Consider the following 18,255-nt stretch of genomic DNA (forward strand, 5'->3'; position numbering starts at 1 on the left):
TGAACATCTATACGATCGTTTGTTGTGATGCCATCTGTAAAACTGTTTCCAATAAATTCTTTGTAAATGCTTCACCATTGTGAGGCGAGTAAGTTGTATTTTGTAAAAATTTTGGCTGTTTATCCTTTAAGTCTCCATGATTTGGTGTAAAACCTAAATCAGCCATTGCAAGCATGCCATAATCCATAATAGAATCACCTGCTGCTATATGCACATCGTATGTACAGAACTCTTTTATATATTCTATAGCCGCTTCCTTTGTCAGCACCTTGGGCATAAAATACAATTTTTTTCCTTGTAGCAGAACATGCCAACCATGCATATCAAACTCTTGAATCATCGCTTGTAATTCATCGTATGGTAAAATATCAATATCTACATGATGTACATAAAAAAGCTCATCTATATACAGAGATCGTTGTAGCCATGTATCAGATTTAATTGTCTGAAAAAGCTTTAGCATATCCATACGAGGGATCGAGGAATCTTCAATACGTCTAGATAATGTTTGTGTCCATTTTTCATATGGCTGACCCTTTTCTACTATTGTACCCCCATTGCTTGTAATTGCAAAAGCAGGGCATAAATCATGAATAAAATGGATTCTTTTATATTGATGTAAAGCTCTTGTCGTAACAGGTACAAATAAAGTATGTTGGTGTACCTGTTGCAATAGGGGTGCTGTTGCCTGTGTCATCATACTCATTGCTGTTTCGTCCTTGTGTTCAACGACGATTGTCTCTGTAGCTGGCGGAAACATCTCCATCATGCGTTTAGAATAAATAAGGGTTCTATCTAAATCAGATGTAAATAATATCATCATATTCTCCTCTATAATTCTTTGATCAAACCACAACATGCATAGGACATATTCGAATACTCTTCAATCAATACATTTTTTTCCTGCGCTAATAATAAAATATGTTTCAATTCATGCATGTACTGTGGATTAATTAAAATCTTCCAAGGTATTCTTCTCAGCAAAACTCTTGTCGTTTCCCCAACACCTGGCTTAATGAAATGAATATTATCAATACCAAAATCTCGTTGAATTGTTTGCACGGACTTCATACCCTCCCAAGTAATTGGAGAGATTTCTTGCTCTTGAATTTGTTGCACAATTTTACTCTGTACTTGTTCAAAACATGTGACGATACGCTCTATGTACAGATTGGAGACATCTATTGCCTCTAATTCTTTGTAGTATTTTGCACCATGAAAATCGTTTGCATCCATAAACTGCAAATTTAATACCGTTCTACTTACTAATCCAGATACAGTGGAATTTAAACAAGCAGATGGTATTAAAAAATCCTCACGAGTTCCATAAATAGCTGCACAATGGCCAGGATCAGCCAAAACAGCTAAATCGGCACTTAACTGTTCTTGATATTGTAAATTAAACTTTTGGCAGGATTGAATTAATTCATTGGTAATTGCCCCTTTTCCTGTCCAACCATCAATAAATTGCAGACTTCCTAGAGGATGCTGTGTCAAAATATAACGAATTGCCGTTTCATCAAACCCACGACCTCGCAGTATAGAAATGGAGTAATGTGGAACATTCACATGATAATGCATGGCTATATACCGTTTGATTAAAATACCAATGGGTGTACCTGCACGAGCTAAACTCACAAGAATTAAATTTTCTAATCCTCTTTTTTCAATGATTTGCTCTGCCACTACTCCAACGGCGATTGCTATTCTTTCTGCATGAACATCTAGCGCTTTATAAAAAAGATTCATGTAGGTATCCGATGGTTGCTTCTCCACTGGCAGCATTTCCGAATAATGTATACCCGATTGAATGAGTTGTTCACGTTTCTCATTATCCATTTCAAGGAATGCACTTCCAATATCACGCAATAAAAAAATAACGTCCTCTGGTGCATAACTCCCCATTTTATCTGGCTGCAAAGTCGATATCATCGTTCTACCTCCAATTCATGCATACTAATTACATATACTTTGGCGTTAGTGGCTTCTTGTAATGCCTTTACCACACGAGCAACTACCTCTTTACTTGCTATACGTTCCACTATGAAAAAAAGTTCCGTGTAAGACTGGCTTTGAAGATTATATAAAAAATTAGTGACCCCGTTATTTTCTGGACTTTCAAAGGCTATTTTATCGTTAATCGTATATCCTAAATCATCCGTACAATAGATTGGACTACGAGTAGTTGACTGAAAATAAACATCATTTCCTAAATAAGAGGCAATTTGCATAGGAACATACATGAACTCACCCGAGCCAATAACAAGCGCTGGTCCATTTGTTCTTAGCTCTTGTAATTGCATAGCAATAGCTTGTATCGTTTGCTTTTGGTCAACATGCTGTTTTGACGTGAGCATAAATCTCCCTGTTGCTAGCAAATAGGGGTACTTATTTATTAACCCATTCTCCGCAACAGAACGATAGAATTTGCGATCAACAGATACTTGAATCGGACAAATGTCCATATCTCGTGCAACCTGTGTTAGTAAGTTTGGTTGTGTACTGGTTAAGCTTGGAATGCCTGAACAGCTAAAATTCCCACACATAATGGAGATGAATTCTATAGAGATACCCCATTGTACTTCTAATTGCTGAAAGATTGTTTGCTGCTGTTGGGAACGCCAATCTAAAATAGATAGTACCGCATATTGTCTCACTAAAGGAAATTTCTGTATTAAAGTCTCAATAATATTAATGACCGTATTTCCAGTAGTAATCTCATCATCAATTAACACAATGCGCTTAGTTTGCAGTAAAAATTCTGGTTCCTCCGTATAAATTCTATGGCTTGTCGCATGTGAATGTTCTTCTTCAAACGTAACAAATGGCTCAAAATCGGGCAACACTTCACGTGTTGTGTGGATATACATAGCATTCGAGTGAAAGGCATTAAATACTGCGTGTCCAAGTGCTGTTGCTGTCTCAGCAAAGCCAATAAACAATGTTTCATCCGTTAATTCTAGGGTTCCTTCTATGGATTTTTGTACTTCATCCAAATTAGCTCCGTCTTTTAAAGCTGTAACGACAGACGAAGCCATTACCTTTTGTCCCGTAAGATGCTGCTGATACATCATTGCTAAAAGAGTTCCTGTCAGTAAAGGGATTTGCGGACGGACAGCCAAATGTTTGCCTAGTACCGTGCTTACAAACAAAAATTGTCTCTTCTTATTAATCCGAGCCGCCATTCTAAACAAATCGGTTAGCGCAAAATTATGGGGATTGTAGGTAATTTCAATATCAATTGAATAATTCGGTAAAATGCTTAATTTACTCATTTGTTGTTGCATATACACTACCACCTATTTCAGACTGTAATAAAAGTGAGGCAAAATCGACAGATTCATGATAAACACCATAGACATGAGCCTGTTTTAAAATCCGTTGTGCCCATCTCATATGTGGCTTAATTTCATTCATTTTATTAGCATAGTGACTTTTCATAACACCTTTTTGTCCATCATTATTTTCTATAATACTTAGCGCATCTAAGTATTCCTCATACGAAATAGCATACAGGGCATGCACAACACGGATATGGCTCGGATGAATAATTGTTTTTCCCACTATGCCATTTTGTTTATCCATTAAAACTTCTTTCATTAATCCATCTAAACAATCGTCTAATAACGCTTTCCTTGTATCAAGCGCGCCTTTCTCACTAAATGGTGTCACTCTAAGCGCGGGCTTTAATACACGCTGATTATTAAAATACTCCCACACAGGCCCAGAAATAATAAAACCATCTTCCTCACGACCTAAGATATTGACAATATCTGCAATACAATCTCGTATGACACTAATATCATAAATGGTAGAATCCATACGCCTGCGAATTCCGTAAATACCACAAAAATCGGTAGCACCAATTCGTACATTTAATACACGGGCTTTGTATTGATGTAGAACCGCTTTAATGTCTAATAACGCTTCCATGCGAGATTCCTTATATAGTACCTCACGACTTTCTAAAATTGGCATACCATATAAAATTAAATCATTTTCTAAAATGGTTTGTTCAAGCAACTCGAAATAACGGGCACCCTGTTCTGCTGTAAACTTTGGAAAGACATAGCCAGTTAATATTTCTTGCTTTTTCCCTAAAACAGTTGTTAGCCTTTGAAATTGCTCAACATGACGTACTCGAACAAAAAGTAAAGGGAGCTCCTGAAGTAATAGCTGTTTTTGCTGATAGAGTGCATATAATTCACTAATATCCTCTATCAGCTTAGCTTCACAATCTACTAACTCTGCATCTCCAACTGCATCCTCCAAATCAATGACAAGTGATGTGAGTTCCTTATATTTTTGTGATCGGATCAAGCTCACAATCGTAGGCATGGAAGCTGGCATATACAAAGTCGCACCTAGGGCATATGACAAAATATCCGCCGCTTCCCATTTTGTAAACGGCTGTGGCTTCTTATAAAAAATCATCTCTGCTTCTGTTGCAAAATGTTGCATCTAATCCTCTCCCCAGTAACTATGCCTTTTGTGAAAAAAGCACTGTATCAGCCTGTTCCATACAGACTAATACAGTGCCTTGTTTACACTGCTGTTTTCTTCTTCAACTTGTAAATAACAAATGTCAATAAGAATGCAGCTATTAAAATAATAACGAAAATTTCATGCGAAGGATGGTAGCCCCAATATACTAACACACATTTTCAGTGTATTATGATAAGCCCTTGTTACATCTACTAGTTTAAAAACTGTGCATATGTATTTAATATCTCATTTAATACATCCACATCAGATCCTCCACCATGCACCAATGTCCCATAGTTACTGTAGGCCATATGCATTGATTAAAGCAGCTAGTCCACCCTGGTAACCTGAACCTACTGCAGCAAATTTCCACTCACCATTATGTCGGTACAGCTCACAAAATACTACAGCCGTTTCAATACTGAAATCTTCACCTAAATCGTAACGCAATACCTCTGATCCCGACTCTTCGTTCGTCAATCGTACATAGGCATTTAAGACTTGCCCGAAGTTTTGATGACGTCCCTCGGCATCGTAAATAGTAACCGTCACTACAATTTTTTCAATTTGAGGTGATACTTGCTTTAAGTTGACAAGAATTTTTTCATCATCCCCATCCCCTGCACCTGTACGATTATCTCCCGTATGGACAACAGACTGGTCTGGGCTGGCTAGATTATTATAGAAAATAAAGTCCTGTTCATTACGACATTTACCTGAAGCATCTAGTAAAAATACAGATGCATCCAGGTCAAAGTCTTGTCCACCATCAAATTGCTTTACATCCCAGCCTAAACCAATGCCAATGCTATTTAAGCCTGGATCTTGCTTTGTTAAATCAATACGTTGCCCTTTACTTAATTGTATAGCCATTCAAAAATCTCCCTTTCTGTCCAAAGATGAAATTTTAGTTTACACTTAAGCCATAATCATTACATAAAGCAGCTAAGCCACCTTGATAGCCTGCACCAATCGCATTAAATTTCCATTCTCCGTTATGACGATATAATTCCCCTACAACAATAGCTGTTTCAATACTGAAGTCCTCGCCTAAATCATAGCGAATAATTTCTTCGTTGGAAGCAGCATTCATAATACGAATATAGGCATTAGACACCATACCGAAGTTTTGACTGCGAGACTCTGCATCATGAATGGTTACTGTGAAGGCTAGTCGCTGAACATGAGCAGGTACTTGAGTTAATGCCACTTTCACCACTTCATCGTCACCTTCGCCTACACCTGTTAAATTATCGCCTGAATGCTCAACTGAACCATTGCCACCTGTAGTGTTGTTATAAAAAATAAAATCATTTTGATCTGCAACTTTACCTGTATCAGCAAGTAAAAACACAGAGGAGTCTAAGTCAAAATCATGACCACCATCATATTTATTTGTATCCCAGCCTAAACCTACAACCACATTCGTTAATCCTGGATTTGTTTTAGTTAAATCTACCTTTTGACCTTTTTGTAGTGAAATGCCCATAATTTTTATTCCTCCTATTTAGTCAATTATTTATTGATATCTTCGAACAACGTCGCCAAGCTTTATGTCATTTGTTCCCGTACCAACCGCAGCAAATTTCCATTCGTTATTATGACGGTAAATTTCTCCACATACTAACGTCGTTAAATTCGAATAATTATCAGTTAAATTATAGCGAATTAGTTCGCTTCCTGTCCTGTCATCATACACACGAATATATGCATTATGAATCATACCAAAGTGTTGATTGCGACCTGCCGCATCATAAATGTTTACAACAAACACAAGCTTGTTATATTGCGAAGGTACAGACGATAGTTCAATTGTAATTACCTCATCATCACCATCACCATCACCTGTTAAATTATCACCTGAATGTCGAACAGAACCGCAGCTACTTGTTAATTTTCCGAAATAAACAACATCGTCACCCGCTACAACCTTATCATCTTGTAACATTAATACCGAAGCATCACAGTCGATACTTCTGCTACTGCCACTATTTCTGCTAGAAAATAAACCACCTAAAAAGCCGCCACTTTTCTCTTGGCCTACAGGGTCCCACCCTAAACCAACTTTAATTTTATTTAATCCTGCGTTACCCTTTGTTAAATCAACTCTTTGTCCTTTTTGTAAATTAATCCCCAATTCTAACACCCTCCTAAAATATGTATTTCAGTCGAAAGATTTTATGGTAAGCAATAATCTACTAAGCTAAAAGATTTCTACTTAAATTAAGTCTAAAATAACGTGACAAAAAATTCAATTAATGGCTCCAAAAAGGTGTTTTCTCTTATTTTTGAAAGCCCCTCACGTCTTTTTCTATATTATAAAACGTTTTTGTAGTAAAAATGTTCCTTTTATATCCAATGGTCCAAGCAGCTAAAAAAACCTTCTAACTTGTAGAAGGCTATTGTCTTATTTACTAACTTTTCATTTTTGGATCAAGTGCATCTCGTAGTCCATCACCCATTAGATTAAAGCCTAAAACTGTTAACATAATAGCTAAACCAGGGAAAATCATCGTCCACGGAGCATTTAATAAGAACTTCCGTGCATCCGCTAACATTTTTCCCCATTCTGGTGCTGGAGCTTGAGCCCCTAGCCCAAGAAAACCTAATGCTGCCGCTTCAATAATGGCTGTCGCAATTGCTAGTGTTCCCTGTACAATTATTGGGGTTATGGAATTCGGCAAAATATGCGAAAATAGAATTCGTGCATCACGCATACCAATTGCTTTTGCCGCTACTATATATTCCTCTTCCTTGACACTTAAAACCTTAGAACGGATTAAGCGCCCAAAATTCGGTACGTTAATAATAGCAATGGCGATTAATGCATTTTGTAAAGATGGACCAAGCACTGATACTACTGCAATCGCTAGTAGCATACTAGGGAAAGCTAGCATAATATCAAAAATACGTGAAATTATCGTATCGATCCATTTTCCATAATAACCTGCAATGATGCCAAGTAAACTACCAATTATCACGGACAAAATAACAGAGAAAAAGCCTACCCATAGCGAAATCCTTGCACCGTGAATGATCCTGGAAAAAATATCCCGTCCAAAATCATCCGTTCCAAACCAATGATCAGCGGATGGTGCCAGTAAACGCTTCGTTAAATCTTGTTCATTGATGCCCTGTGGTGCAATGAACGGACCAATGACAGCTAGTATAATAAAAAATATAACAATTCCTGCTCCAACAAGGGATACTTTACTCTTTTTAAAACTACGCCACCCTTCGAGCCATGGACCTACTGCCTTTTCTCGAACTGGTGATACTTCTTTTTTTATATCGATTGCTCCAGTCATCATTGCAACTCCCTTCTATTTGTATTTAATCCGTGGGTCGACTACTGTGTACAGTAAATCCACGATTAAGTTAATCATGATGAAAATAAATGCAACGACGAGAATACCTGATTGAATAACGGGATAATCCCTGAAGCCAATCGCATCATAAATATAACGACCAATTCCTGGCCAACTAAAAATCGTCTCTGTTAAAATGGCACCACCTAGCAGTAATCCAGTTTGTAGACCAATTACCGTTAACACAGGAATAACTGCATTCTTTAATGCATGCTTATAAACAACAATAAACATTTTTTGTCCTTTTGCTCTTGCAGTCCTTACATAATCTGAACGCATAACTTCCAGCATGGAGGACCTTGTGATTCTGGCAATGATAGCCATCGGAATCGTTGCAAGTGCTACTCCTGGTAATATTAATCGTTTTATAACTTCGATGAATTGATCAAAGCGGCCTTGAATAAGCGTATCCAATAAATAGAAATGGGTTATGGCGGTAATTGGATTTCGCACATCTTCTCGACCAGATGTAGGCAGCCATCCAAGCTTACTACTAAATGTCCATTGCTCCATCAATCCAAGCCAGAACACGGGTACAGATACACCGATTAACGCTATAATCATTGCTGTATAATCAAACCAAGAATTTTGGAACCACGCAGAAATAATGCCAGCATTCACACCAATAACAATCGCAATGATCATCGCAAATAGTGCAAGTTCGGCCGTTGCTGCTAAGTATGGGAAAATTTCTTCTGATACAGGTAGTTTCGTACGTAGGGAAACCCCTAAATCTCCCTGAAAAATACCTGCTAAGTAACTAAAATATTGTGTATACCAAGGCTTATTTAATCCTAAACTTGCGTTTAACGCCTCGACCGCCTCTTTTGTTGCCTGTTGTCCTAAAATAACTTGTGCTGGATTTCCAGGAATTGCCCGTATCAACATAAAGACGATAAAAGTCATTCCAAGCAAAACTGGGATTAGTTGAAGTAAACGTCTCCCCATATAGTGAAGCATTTTCATCACCTCTCTATGATTTTCATAATCTACTGTGAAGTCTTTATATACTGTTGAAAGGTTGAGCCTTCACTAAACGGTTTTGAATGTTTAGTTGAATTCTTTCATACAGGAAATAATCATTATCTTTACTTGAAAAGAATCTGCGAGATTTCCACGGCTTACCCGCAGAAAAGCAAGCAGATTCTTCACATTCCTTTGTTCAATTAAAAATGATGAAATTTACTATTGAATATCTACTGCATCTAAACGGTCAGAACCAGTAGGATGCGCAATGTAATTTGTAACTTTCTTGTTAGCAGCTAAAATTGGAATAGAGTGAGCAAGTGGAACCCATGGAGCATCCTCAGAAATAATTACTTGAGCTTGCTTATAAAGTTCATTACGCTTGTCTTCATCAATCTCAGTTTGAGCAGCTGTTAATATCTTGTGTAATTCTGGATTATCATAGAACGTATAGTTATTAGAACCAATATTATCCCCGTCTAATAACGTGTATAGGAAGTTATCAGCATCCCCATTATCGCCTGTCCAGCCAAGTAGGAATGCATCCGCTTCACCGTTTTGAGCTTTTTCTAAATACGTAGCCCATTCAAATGACACAATTTTAGATTTAATACCCACGTCTTCTAAGTTCTTTTGAATCGCTTCAGCCACTTTTTGTCCGTCTGGCATGTATGGACGTGGTACTGGCATTGCCCATAGCTCAATTTCCTTGCCATCGTAGCCTGCTTCAGCAAGTAATGCTTTCGCTTTTTCAGGATCATACGTATAGCCTGTCACTTCATCGTTATAACCAGAAATTACTGGTGGCATTGGGTTTTTCGCTGGCTCAGCTAGCCCTTCATAAAATGCATCTACTAATGCTTGTTTATCAATTGCATAGTTGACTGCTTGACGCACTTTTACATTATCAAAAGGAGGACGTGTAACAGTTAAACCAAGGTAACCAACGTTCATAGATGGACGTTCGATTAACTGTAAATTAGCATCACCTTCGATTGTTGCTTTATCAGATGGGCTTAAGCCATCAGCTACATCAATATTGCCTGCTAATAAATCATTTAAACGTGCTGAGTTTTCTGGAATAGAACGATAAATTACTTTATCTAATTTAGGATAGCCATCAATATAGTAATCCGGGTTTTTCTCAATTGTGATTGAATCATTACGTACCCAGCTAACAAATTTGAATGGACCTGTTCCTACAGGATTTGCAGATAAACTTTCTTCATCTGCTTCAAATGCTGTTGGAGAAGCAATTGCAAATGGAGACATTGCTAAATTTTTCAGGAATGGTGCTTGAGGTTGACTTAACTTAAAGACAACTGTGTAGTCTCCCTCTGCAGTTACTGATTCAATTACTTGCTTATCACCAACGACAAATTGCGAGCTAAAGTAAGGGTGTTTATCTGCACCTGTTTTCCAACGTTCAATATTTTTAACAACAGCCTCAGCATTGAAATCTGTGCCATCATGGAATTTCACACCTTCTTGTAGCTGGAAAGTATACGTTAAACCATCCTCTGATGCCTCCCATGATTTAGCTAAGCCTGGTTGAATTGTGACATCTCGCTCTCCAAAGTTTACAAGTGTTTCATAAATATTAGCTGTCACCGTGAAGGATTCACCGTCTGTAACAACAGCAGGGTCAAGTGCTACAGAATCTCCACCACGACCATACACTAAAATTTTTGGTTCTCCACTGCTAGCTGTATCGCCACCAGTTGAAGTATCTTTACTACCCGTATCCTTAGTATCTGAGCCGCCACATGCTGCTAAGATTGTCGAGAGAATAAGGAGTAGCATTACACCTAAAGTCCAAAACTTCTTTTTCTTCATCGAATTTCCCCCTATGAGTTTTTATATCATTTAATGTTGGAGTGCCTCGTAAAGATGGCAAGCAACATAATGACCTGGTTTCACTTCTTGCATTTTAGGTACTACCTGTGAGCACTGATCCATTTTAAACGGACATCTCGTATGGAAAGTACAACCGCTTGGCGGGTTTGAGGCACTTGGAATATCTCCAGAAATGATGATCTGTTCCCGTTCAAACGTAGGATCTGGAACAGGAACCGAAGATAAAAGTGCTTGTGTATATGGATGAAGCGGTTCAGCATATAAATCCTCACTCGCTGTCAGCTCAACTAATTTACCTAAATACATAACGCCAACTCGATTACTAATATGACGCACAACCCCTAAATCATGGGAAATAAAAATATAAGTTAGCCTTAAATCCTTTTGCAGCTTTTGCAATAAATTCAAAACCTGTGCCTGGATGGATACATCAAGTGCAGATACGGGCTCGTCCGCAATAATTAAGCGTGGATTGGTCATCAGGGCTCTAGCAATGCCAATACGTTGCCTTTGCCCTCCACTAAATTGATGCGGATAGCGTTTGATATGATATTCATTCAATCCAACAATCTCAAGTAGCTCCAACACTTTTTGTTTTCGCTCTTTGGCATTACCTATCCCATGAACAATAAGAGGCTCCTCTAAAATTTTGCCGATGTTATGGCGAGGATTTAGTGAGGCATAGGGATCCTGAAAAATCATTTGAATATCTCTACGTGCCTTCCTCATTTCATTGTTGGATAATTCTGAAATCATTTTGCCTGCGAATTCTATCCTGCCTCCAGTTGGCTCTAGTAAACGCATTAATAAGCGACCCGTTGTGGATTTACCACAGCCTGATTCGCCAACAATTCCTAATGTTTCTCCTTCAAATACTTCAAAGGAAACATCATCTACAGCCTTTACATCCCCGGCATGTGAATTAAGGACTCCTTTTCGAATCGGAAAATATTTTTTTAACCCCTCAACCTTTAATAACGCTTTCGACACGTTGCTCCACCTCCTGTTTTTCTAGTAAAAAACATCTCGATTTATGATTCTCTGCTGCTTCAAATAAAGGTGGTGTTTCCTGTAAACAACGTTCCATTGCATATTGACATCGTGCTGCAAAACGACAGCCTACTTGAATACTTCCTGGTTTCGGTACACTTCCAGGAATGGAGTATAAATTTTCCTTTTTATAACGCATGTCAGGTACTGATTGAATGAGTCCTTGTGTATAGGGATGTTTAGGATTAGTGAAAATTTCATGAATCGGCGCCTCTTCCACTATTTGTCCTGCATACATAACAATCACTCGCTCACAGGTTTCCGCGACAACCCCCAGATCATGTGTAATTAACAACACAGCTGTATTCAATCGTTTATTTAAGTCTTTCATAAGCTGTAAAATTTGGGCTTGTATTGTAACATCCAATGCAGTTGTAGGCTCATCTGCAATTAATACTTGAGGATCACAGACAAGTGCCATTGCAATCATCACACGTTGACGCATACCGCCAGACAGCTGATGTGGGTAGTCCTTTAGCAATTCCTCAGCACGTGGTAGACCCACCAATTTCATAATTTCAACCGCTCTTGCAAACGCTTCCTTTTTCGACCATTTTGGATTATGGATTAATATAGCTTCCTTTAACTGGTCACCAATCGTGAACAAAGGGTTTAGCGAAGTCATTGGCTCTTGGAAAATCATTGCAATGTCTTTTCCACGTATTTTTTGCATTTGCTTATCCGTACATTTAGCAATATTTTTGCCATCTAGCAAAATTTCTCCACCCGTTATTTTACCTGGTGGTGATGGAATTAATCCCATGATGGACAGCGACGTAACACTTTTACCACTTCCCGATTCTCCTACAATCCCTAAAATTTCTCCTTCATGGACAGAAAAATCGATATCGTCTACAGCAGGAATTTGCCCATTATCTGTGAAAAAGGTTGTTTTCAAACCTTTTATTTCTAGTAGTTTTTTCCTCATGTGTAACGCCCCACCCTACCTATATTTTACTTAAATGTATAATAATATTAATAGAATACTATAACTTTCGTTAAATTCCTTATTTTCAGATAATTCTAACTAAAATTCCTTACTCTTTCAATCATTAATATTCTGCAAATTACATAGAATTTCTACAATAATCGCCTTCCATAATAATAAAATCTTATAAAGAGATAATTTTTTACATTTTTCAAAAAAAAATAGCCTTCCATTTTCGAATAAATGAAAGACTTTTTTTGAAAAAATTTCTTAAACCGTGTAATTTTCGGAAAATTTTAATCTAAGTGCTGTACTTGGAATAAATTATAATATGTTCCTTGACTGTCCATTAACTGTTCATGTGTTCCACTTTCGATTAATTGACCATGATCGATGACGAAAATCTTGTCAGCATGGGTAATTGTAGAAAGACGGTGCGCAATAATAATAGTTGTTCGTTCATGGGCAAGCTTGTCTAATGATTCTTGAATCAGTGCCTCACTTTCCAAATCTAATGCAGAAGTAGCCTCATCCAGGATTAGAATCGGTGGATTTTTTAAAAATACACGCGCAATAGCAACTCGTTGTTTTTGTCCGCCAGAGAGCTTTACTCCTCTTTCTCCAACCTTTGTGTCATAACCATTAGGTAGACTCATAATAAAGTCATGGGCATTTGCCGCTTTCGCTGCTTCGATGACTTGTGCATCTGTTGCATCTGGTCTCCCCATTAAGATATTCTCTTTGACAGAATCACTAAAAAGTATATTATCTTGCAGGACAATACCAATTTGAGATCGTAAAGAATGTAAAGTGACATCCCGTACATCTTTTCCATCAATGGTCACTTGCCCGCTTGTTGTATCATAAAAGCGAGGAATTAAACTGATAATCGTTGACTTACCACCACCACTCATCCCTACAAAGGCAACAGTCTCCCCAGGATTTATCGTTAAATCGATAGCATCTATAATAGGTGAGCCAGTTTCTTCATATTGGAAGGATACATTGTGAAAGCGAACCTGCCCATTTGCACGTGGGAGTTCACCAGCATAGTCCTTATCCTTGACTTCATAAGGCTCATCTATTAAATCGAACATTCGATCCATTGAAGCGATTGACTGTGTTAAAGTTGTGGACGAGCTAACAAGTCGACGAAGTGGGCCATATAAACGTTCAATATAAGCAATAAAAGCAACCATTGTTCCAACTGAAAGTGACCCATTTATTACTTGATAGCCCGCATAGGCTATAACTAGTAATGGTGCTACATCTGTAATGGTATTCACGACAGCAAATGATTTTGCGTTCCACTTTGTTTGATCAAGCGCTTTTTCTAAAAACTCACCGTTTGCTGAATCGAACAATTTTTGTTCATGCTTTTCTAAAGTAAAGCTTTTAATAATGCTCATACCAGCTACACGTTCATGTAAATAGCTTTGTACACCTGCAAGTGCTTGAGAACGTTTCCGTGTCAAATCTCTCAATTTGCCAAAGAAGTATTTCACACTGAAAGCATAAAATGGAAATGCGATCAACGCTACTAGTGTTAGCTTCACATCCATGGTTAGCATAATGGCAATCGCAATTACAATCGTCGCCAAATCTAACCAAACATTCATTAACCCCGTCATGACAAAGGTTTTTGTTTGTTCAACGTCATTAATTACCCTTGAAATAACATCCCCTGCCCGTGTATTGGCATAATACCTTAAGCTTAAACGCTGTAAATGTGCATAAATTTCCTTACGAATATCAAATAGTACCTTGTTGCTTACGTGTTGTGCAAAATATTGTCGATAATACTCAATAGGTGGACGGATAATAAAGAACACAATAATAGTTCCACCTAGCCAATAAAATAGTTCTTTTGTTTTTTCTACATCTGTTAAGTCATCTGTTGCAATAATATCGTCTAGCACAATCTTAATGAGCAGTGGAATAAATAGTGGAATAGCAAATTTTACTATACCAATGATAATCGTTAAAATAATTTCCCATGTATATGGTTTAACAAAGCGCATATATCGCTTAATGCTTCCCAATTTATCATCACATCCTTACAAAAAGAAACAGACAATCGAAGATGAATGCCCTAAGTATTATAGCAATATTTTGATTAAAATACAGTTATGATGACTTTATAGCGAACTATTTTACCTTTGCCTTAACAACACTCTGTCCCCTCCAATAAAAAAACACCTATTAGTTAAACTAATAGGTGTCATGATTGATCATCTGACTGCATATCAAGCTGGAACTTGTAACGATTTGTCCAGACATCGATGAAATCGGGTGCAAATGGTCCTCTTTTTTGTTGAATCCAGCTTATTAATTTATCGACATTGCGCTTTAAAATCTTATCTATGACATCAGGATAAGACATTTCCTTACGATGGAGCTCATATTCATCCTCGTCTAAAAGGGTATAAGACATGTCAGGAAAAACTTTAATATCTAAATCATAGTCGATATATTTAATGGCATTATTATCGAAAACAAATGGTGAGCTTAGATTGCAATAATAATACACACCGTCTTCACGTAGCATACAGATGATGTTAAACCAGTGTTCCGCATGGAAGTAGCAAATAGAGGGCTCTCTCGTTAGCCATGTACGACCATCGGATTCTGTCACAAGTGTCCGTTCATTCGCACCGATTACGATATTTTTCGTTCCTTTTAAAACCATCGTTTCTTGCCAAACACGGTGGATACGGCCATTGTGCTTATAACTATGTATTTGTATCGTTTCTCCTTCTACCGGTAATGCCATTTTGTTAGCCCACCTTTTCGTCTATGCTACCTAAATCTAGCAGTCTCTAGTATATTATAGCAATGTGTACGCGAAAGGTGTAGTTAGAAAACCACAAATTTCACTACGCTATTTTGAATTTGTATAAAATTTAGTCAATTATAAGCGAATTTTATTATAATGTCAGCTTTGATGGGATTTTTTAGTTAATGCCATAGAGAATTTCCTTTTAAGCGGACGATTTACTTACCTAAACAATTTGAAAGGGGCTGTCTTTTTCATCTTTTCGGATTTAAGACAACCCCTTAGAGGTAAATGCAATTATGCAGTTACAAAGTGTTACTCACCTAGATCTTGGTTAGTTTTTGAGAAACGGCCAGAAGCTGGAGCTTTCTTTTGCTCTGCTTTCGCATTTTGCTTTTGCACTTCATTTACGTCCGTTTCATAACCAAACTCTTCACTTTGACGTTGCATGTTTTTATTCGGTTGGAAATTTTGGTTGTTTTGTTTTTTCATCATTCATTCACCTCCACGCTAGTTATTGTGTACGGAGGTGATGACTTTTATGCTCATGAATCAATGATTTTAAGAAGGATTTATTTTCCTGCTGTTTGCTTTTTTACTTCATCCCAAATTTTTAGCATAGGCACAGGCATCGGTAAGAGTTCTATTTGCTCACGATTTAGCCAATCACCTAGCTCAGTCGATTCGCATTTTATATAATAGCTATTTAAATGCCAAGTTAAATGTGAAAAAACATGTTTAAATGTAAGTAATTCATGTTTGGCTTGGACAATTACTTTATATTCCATTGTAAAGTTTTCTACCGAAGATTGGCTTGTATCAATCATTGGAAATTGCCATAGATTAGCTAGCAGGCCTTGCTCAGGACGTTGTTGCATTAAAAATTGTCCTTTGTCATTTTCATATACGAGAACATCATATGTGAGATGCTTCATTTTTATCTTTTTTGATTTGACAGGTAATTTTTCTGGTTCTCCCTCATTAAAAGCTGTGCAATACTCTCTGACTGGGCATAATAAACATTTTGGAGAGGTAGGTGTACAAATAAGTGCACCCAGCTCCATTAAGCCCTGGTTAAACGATGAAGCATGATCAGGATCAATTAGTTCCTCAACCGCACTTTCGAAAATTTTCTTCGTTTTGGGAATAGCTATATCTTCATGTATATCAAGCACTCTACTTAGAACCCGCATAACATTACCGTCAACTGCATGTTCAGGCTTATTATAGGCAATACTTAAAATAGCACCTGCAGTATAGGGACCAACACCTTTTAATTTAGATATTTCATGGCGATTGTCAGGTACTATACCACCGTAATTTTCTATAACCTCACGAGCACCTGCTTGTAAATTGCGAGCACGAGAATAATAGCCAAGACCTTCCCAATGCTTTAATAAGTATTCTTGGGGTGCTTCCGCAAGCAAATCTAATGTTGGAAAACTTTCCATAAAGCGATTGTAATAAGGAATAACTGTGTCGACACGTGTCTGTTGTAGCATCACTTCAGATACCCAAATTTTATAAGGATCTGTTGTGTGTCTCCACGGTAAATCACGCTTCTCTGTGTTAAACCAGTCAACTAATGATTGTCGAAATTCTGTTACATATGGGTAATTCACAGTGACCTCCGTTGTTTTTACGATTTAATTTATGATGAAAAGGGTATACAATGAAGAAAAGAATATTCGTGGAAGATCGACAATAATCGTCGCTTACGCACGAGTGTCAGAATATTTCAATATACCTTTTATTATGTTCGAAATAAAGTTGTATGCACATTGTACTCGATTTTAATGCATACTAGGAGTGGATATTTTTGGATTCAGGTACACATTTCGTTATGGGTATTGCCCTTGGCGGTCTTGCATTAGCTGACCCTGTAGTAGCCAATCATTCAATGACTTTTACAGCAGTAATGGCAGGTACAATTATTGGCTCACAAGCTCCAGATGTCGACACTGTGTTAAAACTACGTAATAACGCCATCTATATCAGACATCATCGAGGAATTACACACTCACTACCAGCTGTAGTTTTATGGCCAATTTTAATTACAATTGTTTTATCACTGATTTTGCAAGATGTGAATGTGTTACATTTATGGCTTTGGACATTTTTAGCTGTTGCACTTCATGTTTTTGTCGATATTTTTAACGCGTATGGTACACAAGCAATTCGACCTTTCTCTCGAAAATGGGTTGCGTTAGGTGTCATTAATACCTTCGATCCCATCATTTTTACCTTACATTGTGTAGGTATTGTGTTATGGGCATTTGGCACAAATCCAGTATGGACATTCAGTATCATGTACGTGGTTATCGTGATTTACTATATTTTGCGTTTTGCTGTGCAAAAAGCAGTAAAAAACGCGGTGCATCATACTATTCAAGATGAAGAATATGTCATTGTAGCACCTACTATGCGCTTCTTCCACTGGCGAATCGCAGCAAAGTCCAAAACTCATTATTATGTTGGCCGTGCTTATGGAAGGACTGTTAATATTTACGATAAATTCGAAATTAAGCCTTTGCCTAAAACTGCGCTTGTAGATGCTGCAATGAAAGATCCTAACTTAGCTGCATTTGTGTCTTTCTCTCCTATGTATCGATGGGAGATTTCCGAGCTTGAAAACGGCCTAATAGAATTAAGGTTAATCGATTTGCGTTACCGTAGTGACAATCGCTATCCTTTCGTTGCCGTAGCACATTTAAATGATGCGAATGACATTATTACGTCTTACACAGGCTGGATCTTTACAGAAGATAAGCTCCAGAAAAAACTACAAATTGGTGCGAGTAATTAAGCAGTAAACCCTGACCAAT

At 37.5% G+C, this 18,255-nt stretch carries 17 protein-coding genes; 1 reads left to right on the forward strand and 16 read right to left on the reverse strand.

What is annotated here, in order from left to right; all coding sequences use genetic code 11:
• Positions 1-7 precede the first annotated feature (7 nt).
• From NYE73_RS20905 to mutY, 16 genes are all read right to left on the reverse strand, one after another.
• Entirely contained in the window at positions 8-820 is an 813-nt protein-coding gene (locus tag NYE73_RS20905) for an HAD family hydrolase (protein WP_054549028.1), read from the reverse strand.
• Positions 821-831: 11 nt separating this feature from the next.
• On the reverse strand, positions 832-1,932 hold the full coding sequence (locus NYE73_RS20910) for a cysteine protease StiP family protein (protein ID WP_259951037.1): 1,101 nt from the start codon (positions 1,930-1,932) through the stop codon (positions 832-834).
• A complete protein-coding gene (locus NYE73_RS20915) occupies positions 1,929-3,287 on the reverse strand; it encodes a phosphoribosyltransferase family protein (protein WP_259951036.1) in 1,359 nt (452 codons plus the stop codon). Before NYE73_RS20915 ends, NYE73_RS20910 begins: the two co-directional genes overlap by 4 nt.
• Positions 3,268-4,461 carry an HpcH/HpaI aldolase/citrate lyase family protein gene (locus NYE73_RS20920; RefSeq protein WP_054549025.1) on the reverse strand — a complete coding sequence of 398 codons (1,194 nt, stop codon included), beginning with the start codon at positions 4,459-4,461 and terminating at the stop codon, positions 3,268-3,270. The genes NYE73_RS20915 and NYE73_RS20920 overlap by 20 nt, the downstream gene beginning before the upstream one ends.
• 321 nt (positions 4,462-4,782) lie before the next feature.
• On the reverse strand, positions 4,783-5,358 hold the full coding sequence (locus NYE73_RS20925; protein ID WP_016994007.1) for a TerD family protein: 576 nt from the start codon (positions 5,356-5,358) through the stop codon (positions 4,783-4,785).
• 34 nt (positions 5,359-5,392) lie between these two features.
• Positions 5,393-5,974, reverse strand: a complete 582-nt coding sequence (locus NYE73_RS20930) for a TerD family protein (RefSeq protein ID WP_048394760.1) — start codon at positions 5,972-5,974, stop codon at positions 5,393-5,395.
• A 30-nt stretch (positions 5,975-6,004) separates the two neighbouring features.
• Complete coding sequence (locus NYE73_RS20935; protein ID WP_259951035.1) at positions 6,005-6,622, reverse strand: TerD family protein; 618 nt, start codon at positions 6,620-6,622, stop codon at positions 6,005-6,007.
• A gap of 277 nt (positions 6,623-6,899) precedes the next feature.
• The gene (gene nikC, locus NYE73_RS20940) at positions 6,900-7,796 is read right to left on the reverse strand and encodes a nickel transporter permease (protein WP_054549024.1); all 897 of its coding nucleotides are present in this window, start codon (positions 7,794-7,796) and stop codon (positions 6,900-6,902) included.
• Positions 7,797-7,808: 12 nt separating this feature from the next.
• Positions 7,809-8,813, reverse strand: a complete 1,005-nt coding sequence (locus NYE73_RS20945) for an ABC transporter permease (protein WP_259951034.1) — start codon at positions 8,811-8,813, stop codon at positions 7,809-7,811.
• Between the two features lie 225 nt (positions 8,814-9,038).
• Entirely contained in the window at positions 9,039-10,655 is a 1,617-nt protein-coding gene (locus tag NYE73_RS20950; protein WP_054549023.1) for an ABC transporter substrate-binding protein, read from the reverse strand.
• A 30-nt stretch (positions 10,656-10,685) separates the two neighbouring features.
• Entirely contained in the window at positions 10,686-11,666 is a 981-nt protein-coding gene (locus tag NYE73_RS20955; protein WP_259951033.1) for an ABC transporter ATP-binding protein, read from the reverse strand.
• The gene (locus NYE73_RS20960; RefSeq protein WP_115674528.1) at positions 11,641-12,654 is read right to left on the reverse strand and encodes an ABC transporter ATP-binding protein; all 1,014 of its coding nucleotides are present in this window, start codon (positions 12,652-12,654) and stop codon (positions 11,641-11,643) included. Before NYE73_RS20960 ends, NYE73_RS20955 begins: the two co-directional genes overlap by 26 nt.
• Before the next feature lie 296 nt (positions 12,655-12,950).
• A complete protein-coding gene (locus NYE73_RS20965; protein WP_311198649.1) occupies positions 12,951-14,696 on the reverse strand; it encodes an ABC transporter ATP-binding protein in 1,746 nt (581 codons plus the stop codon).
• A gap of 179 nt (positions 14,697-14,875) precedes the next feature.
• Entirely contained in the window at positions 14,876-15,427 is a 552-nt protein-coding gene (gene ntdP / locus NYE73_RS20970) for a nucleoside tri-diphosphate phosphatase (protein WP_004230486.1), read from the reverse strand.
• A gap of 318 nt (positions 15,428-15,745) precedes the next feature.
• Positions 15,746-15,925: a gamma-type small acid-soluble spore protein gene (locus NYE73_RS20975; RefSeq protein WP_004230485.1), complete on the reverse strand. Its 180-nt coding sequence runs from the start codon at positions 15,923-15,925 to the stop codon at positions 15,746-15,748.
• Positions 15,926-16,002: 77 nt separating this feature from the next.
• Positions 16,003-17,052: an A/G-specific adenine glycosylase gene (gene mutY / locus NYE73_RS20980; protein WP_048394777.1), complete on the reverse strand. Its 1,050-nt coding sequence runs from the start codon at positions 17,050-17,052 to the stop codon at positions 16,003-16,005.
• 197 nt (positions 17,053-17,249) lie between these two features.
• Between mutY and NYE73_RS20985 the strand changes: the two genes are divergently transcribed.
• Positions 17,250-18,236: a metal-dependent hydrolase gene (locus NYE73_RS20985; RefSeq protein ID WP_048394778.1), complete on the forward strand. Its 987-nt coding sequence runs from the start codon at positions 17,250-17,252 to the stop codon at positions 18,234-18,236.
• Positions 18,237-18,255: the final 19 nt, after the last annotated feature.

The sequence above is a fragment of the Lysinibacillus sp. FSL K6-0102 genome (assembly GCF_038003545.1).
Lineage (GTDB): Bacteria > Bacillota > Bacilli > Bacillales_A > Planococcaceae > Lysinibacillus > Lysinibacillus capsici.

What these genes read in the sequence shown, in the direction of transcription:
- NYE73_RS20910 (WP_259951037.1), bottom strand. Translation starts at nt 1,932, where the DNA reads ATGATATCGACTTTGCAGCCAGATAAAATGGGGAGTTATGCACCAGAG.
- ntdP (WP_004230486.1), bottom strand. Translation starts at nt 15,427, where the DNA reads ATGGCATTACCGGTAGAAGGAGAAACGATACAAATACATAGTTATAAG.
- NYE73_RS20925 (WP_016994007.1), bottom strand. Translation starts at nt 5,358, where the DNA reads ATGGCTATACAATTAAGTAAAGGGCAACGTATTGATTTAACAAAGCAA.
- nikC (WP_054549024.1), bottom strand. Translation starts at nt 7,796, where the DNA reads ATGATGACTGGAGCAATCGATATAAAAAAAGAAGTATCACCAGTTCGA.
- NYE73_RS20915 (WP_259951036.1), bottom strand. Translation starts at nt 3,287, where the DNA reads ATGCAACAACAAATGAGTAAATTAAGCATTTTACCGAATTATTCAATT.
- NYE73_RS20930 (WP_048394760.1), bottom strand. Translation starts at nt 5,974, where the DNA reads ATGGGCATTTCACTACAAAAAGGTCAAAAGGTAGATTTAACTAAAACA.
- NYE73_RS20960 (WP_115674528.1), bottom strand. Translation starts at nt 12,654, where the DNA reads ATGAGGAAAAAACTACTAGAAATAAAAGGTTTGAAAACAACCTTTTTC.
- NYE73_RS20945 (WP_259951034.1), bottom strand. Translation starts at nt 8,813, where the DNA reads ATGCTTCACTATATGGGGAGACGTTTACTTCAACTAATCCCAGTTTTG.
- NYE73_RS20920 (WP_054549025.1), bottom strand. Translation starts at nt 4,461, where the DNA reads ATGCAACATTTTGCAACAGAAGCAGAGATGATTTTTTATAAGAAGCCA.
- NYE73_RS20905 (WP_054549028.1), bottom strand. Translation starts at nt 820, where the DNA reads ATGATATTATTTACATCTGATTTAGATAGAACCCTTATTTATTCTAAA.
- NYE73_RS20950 (WP_054549023.1), bottom strand. Translation starts at nt 10,655, where the DNA reads ATGAAGAAAAAGAAGTTTTGGACTTTAGGTGTAATGCTACTCCTTATT.
- NYE73_RS20975 (WP_004230485.1), bottom strand. Translation starts at nt 15,925, where the DNA reads ATGATGAAAAAACAAAACAACCAAAATTTCCAACCGAATAAAAACATG.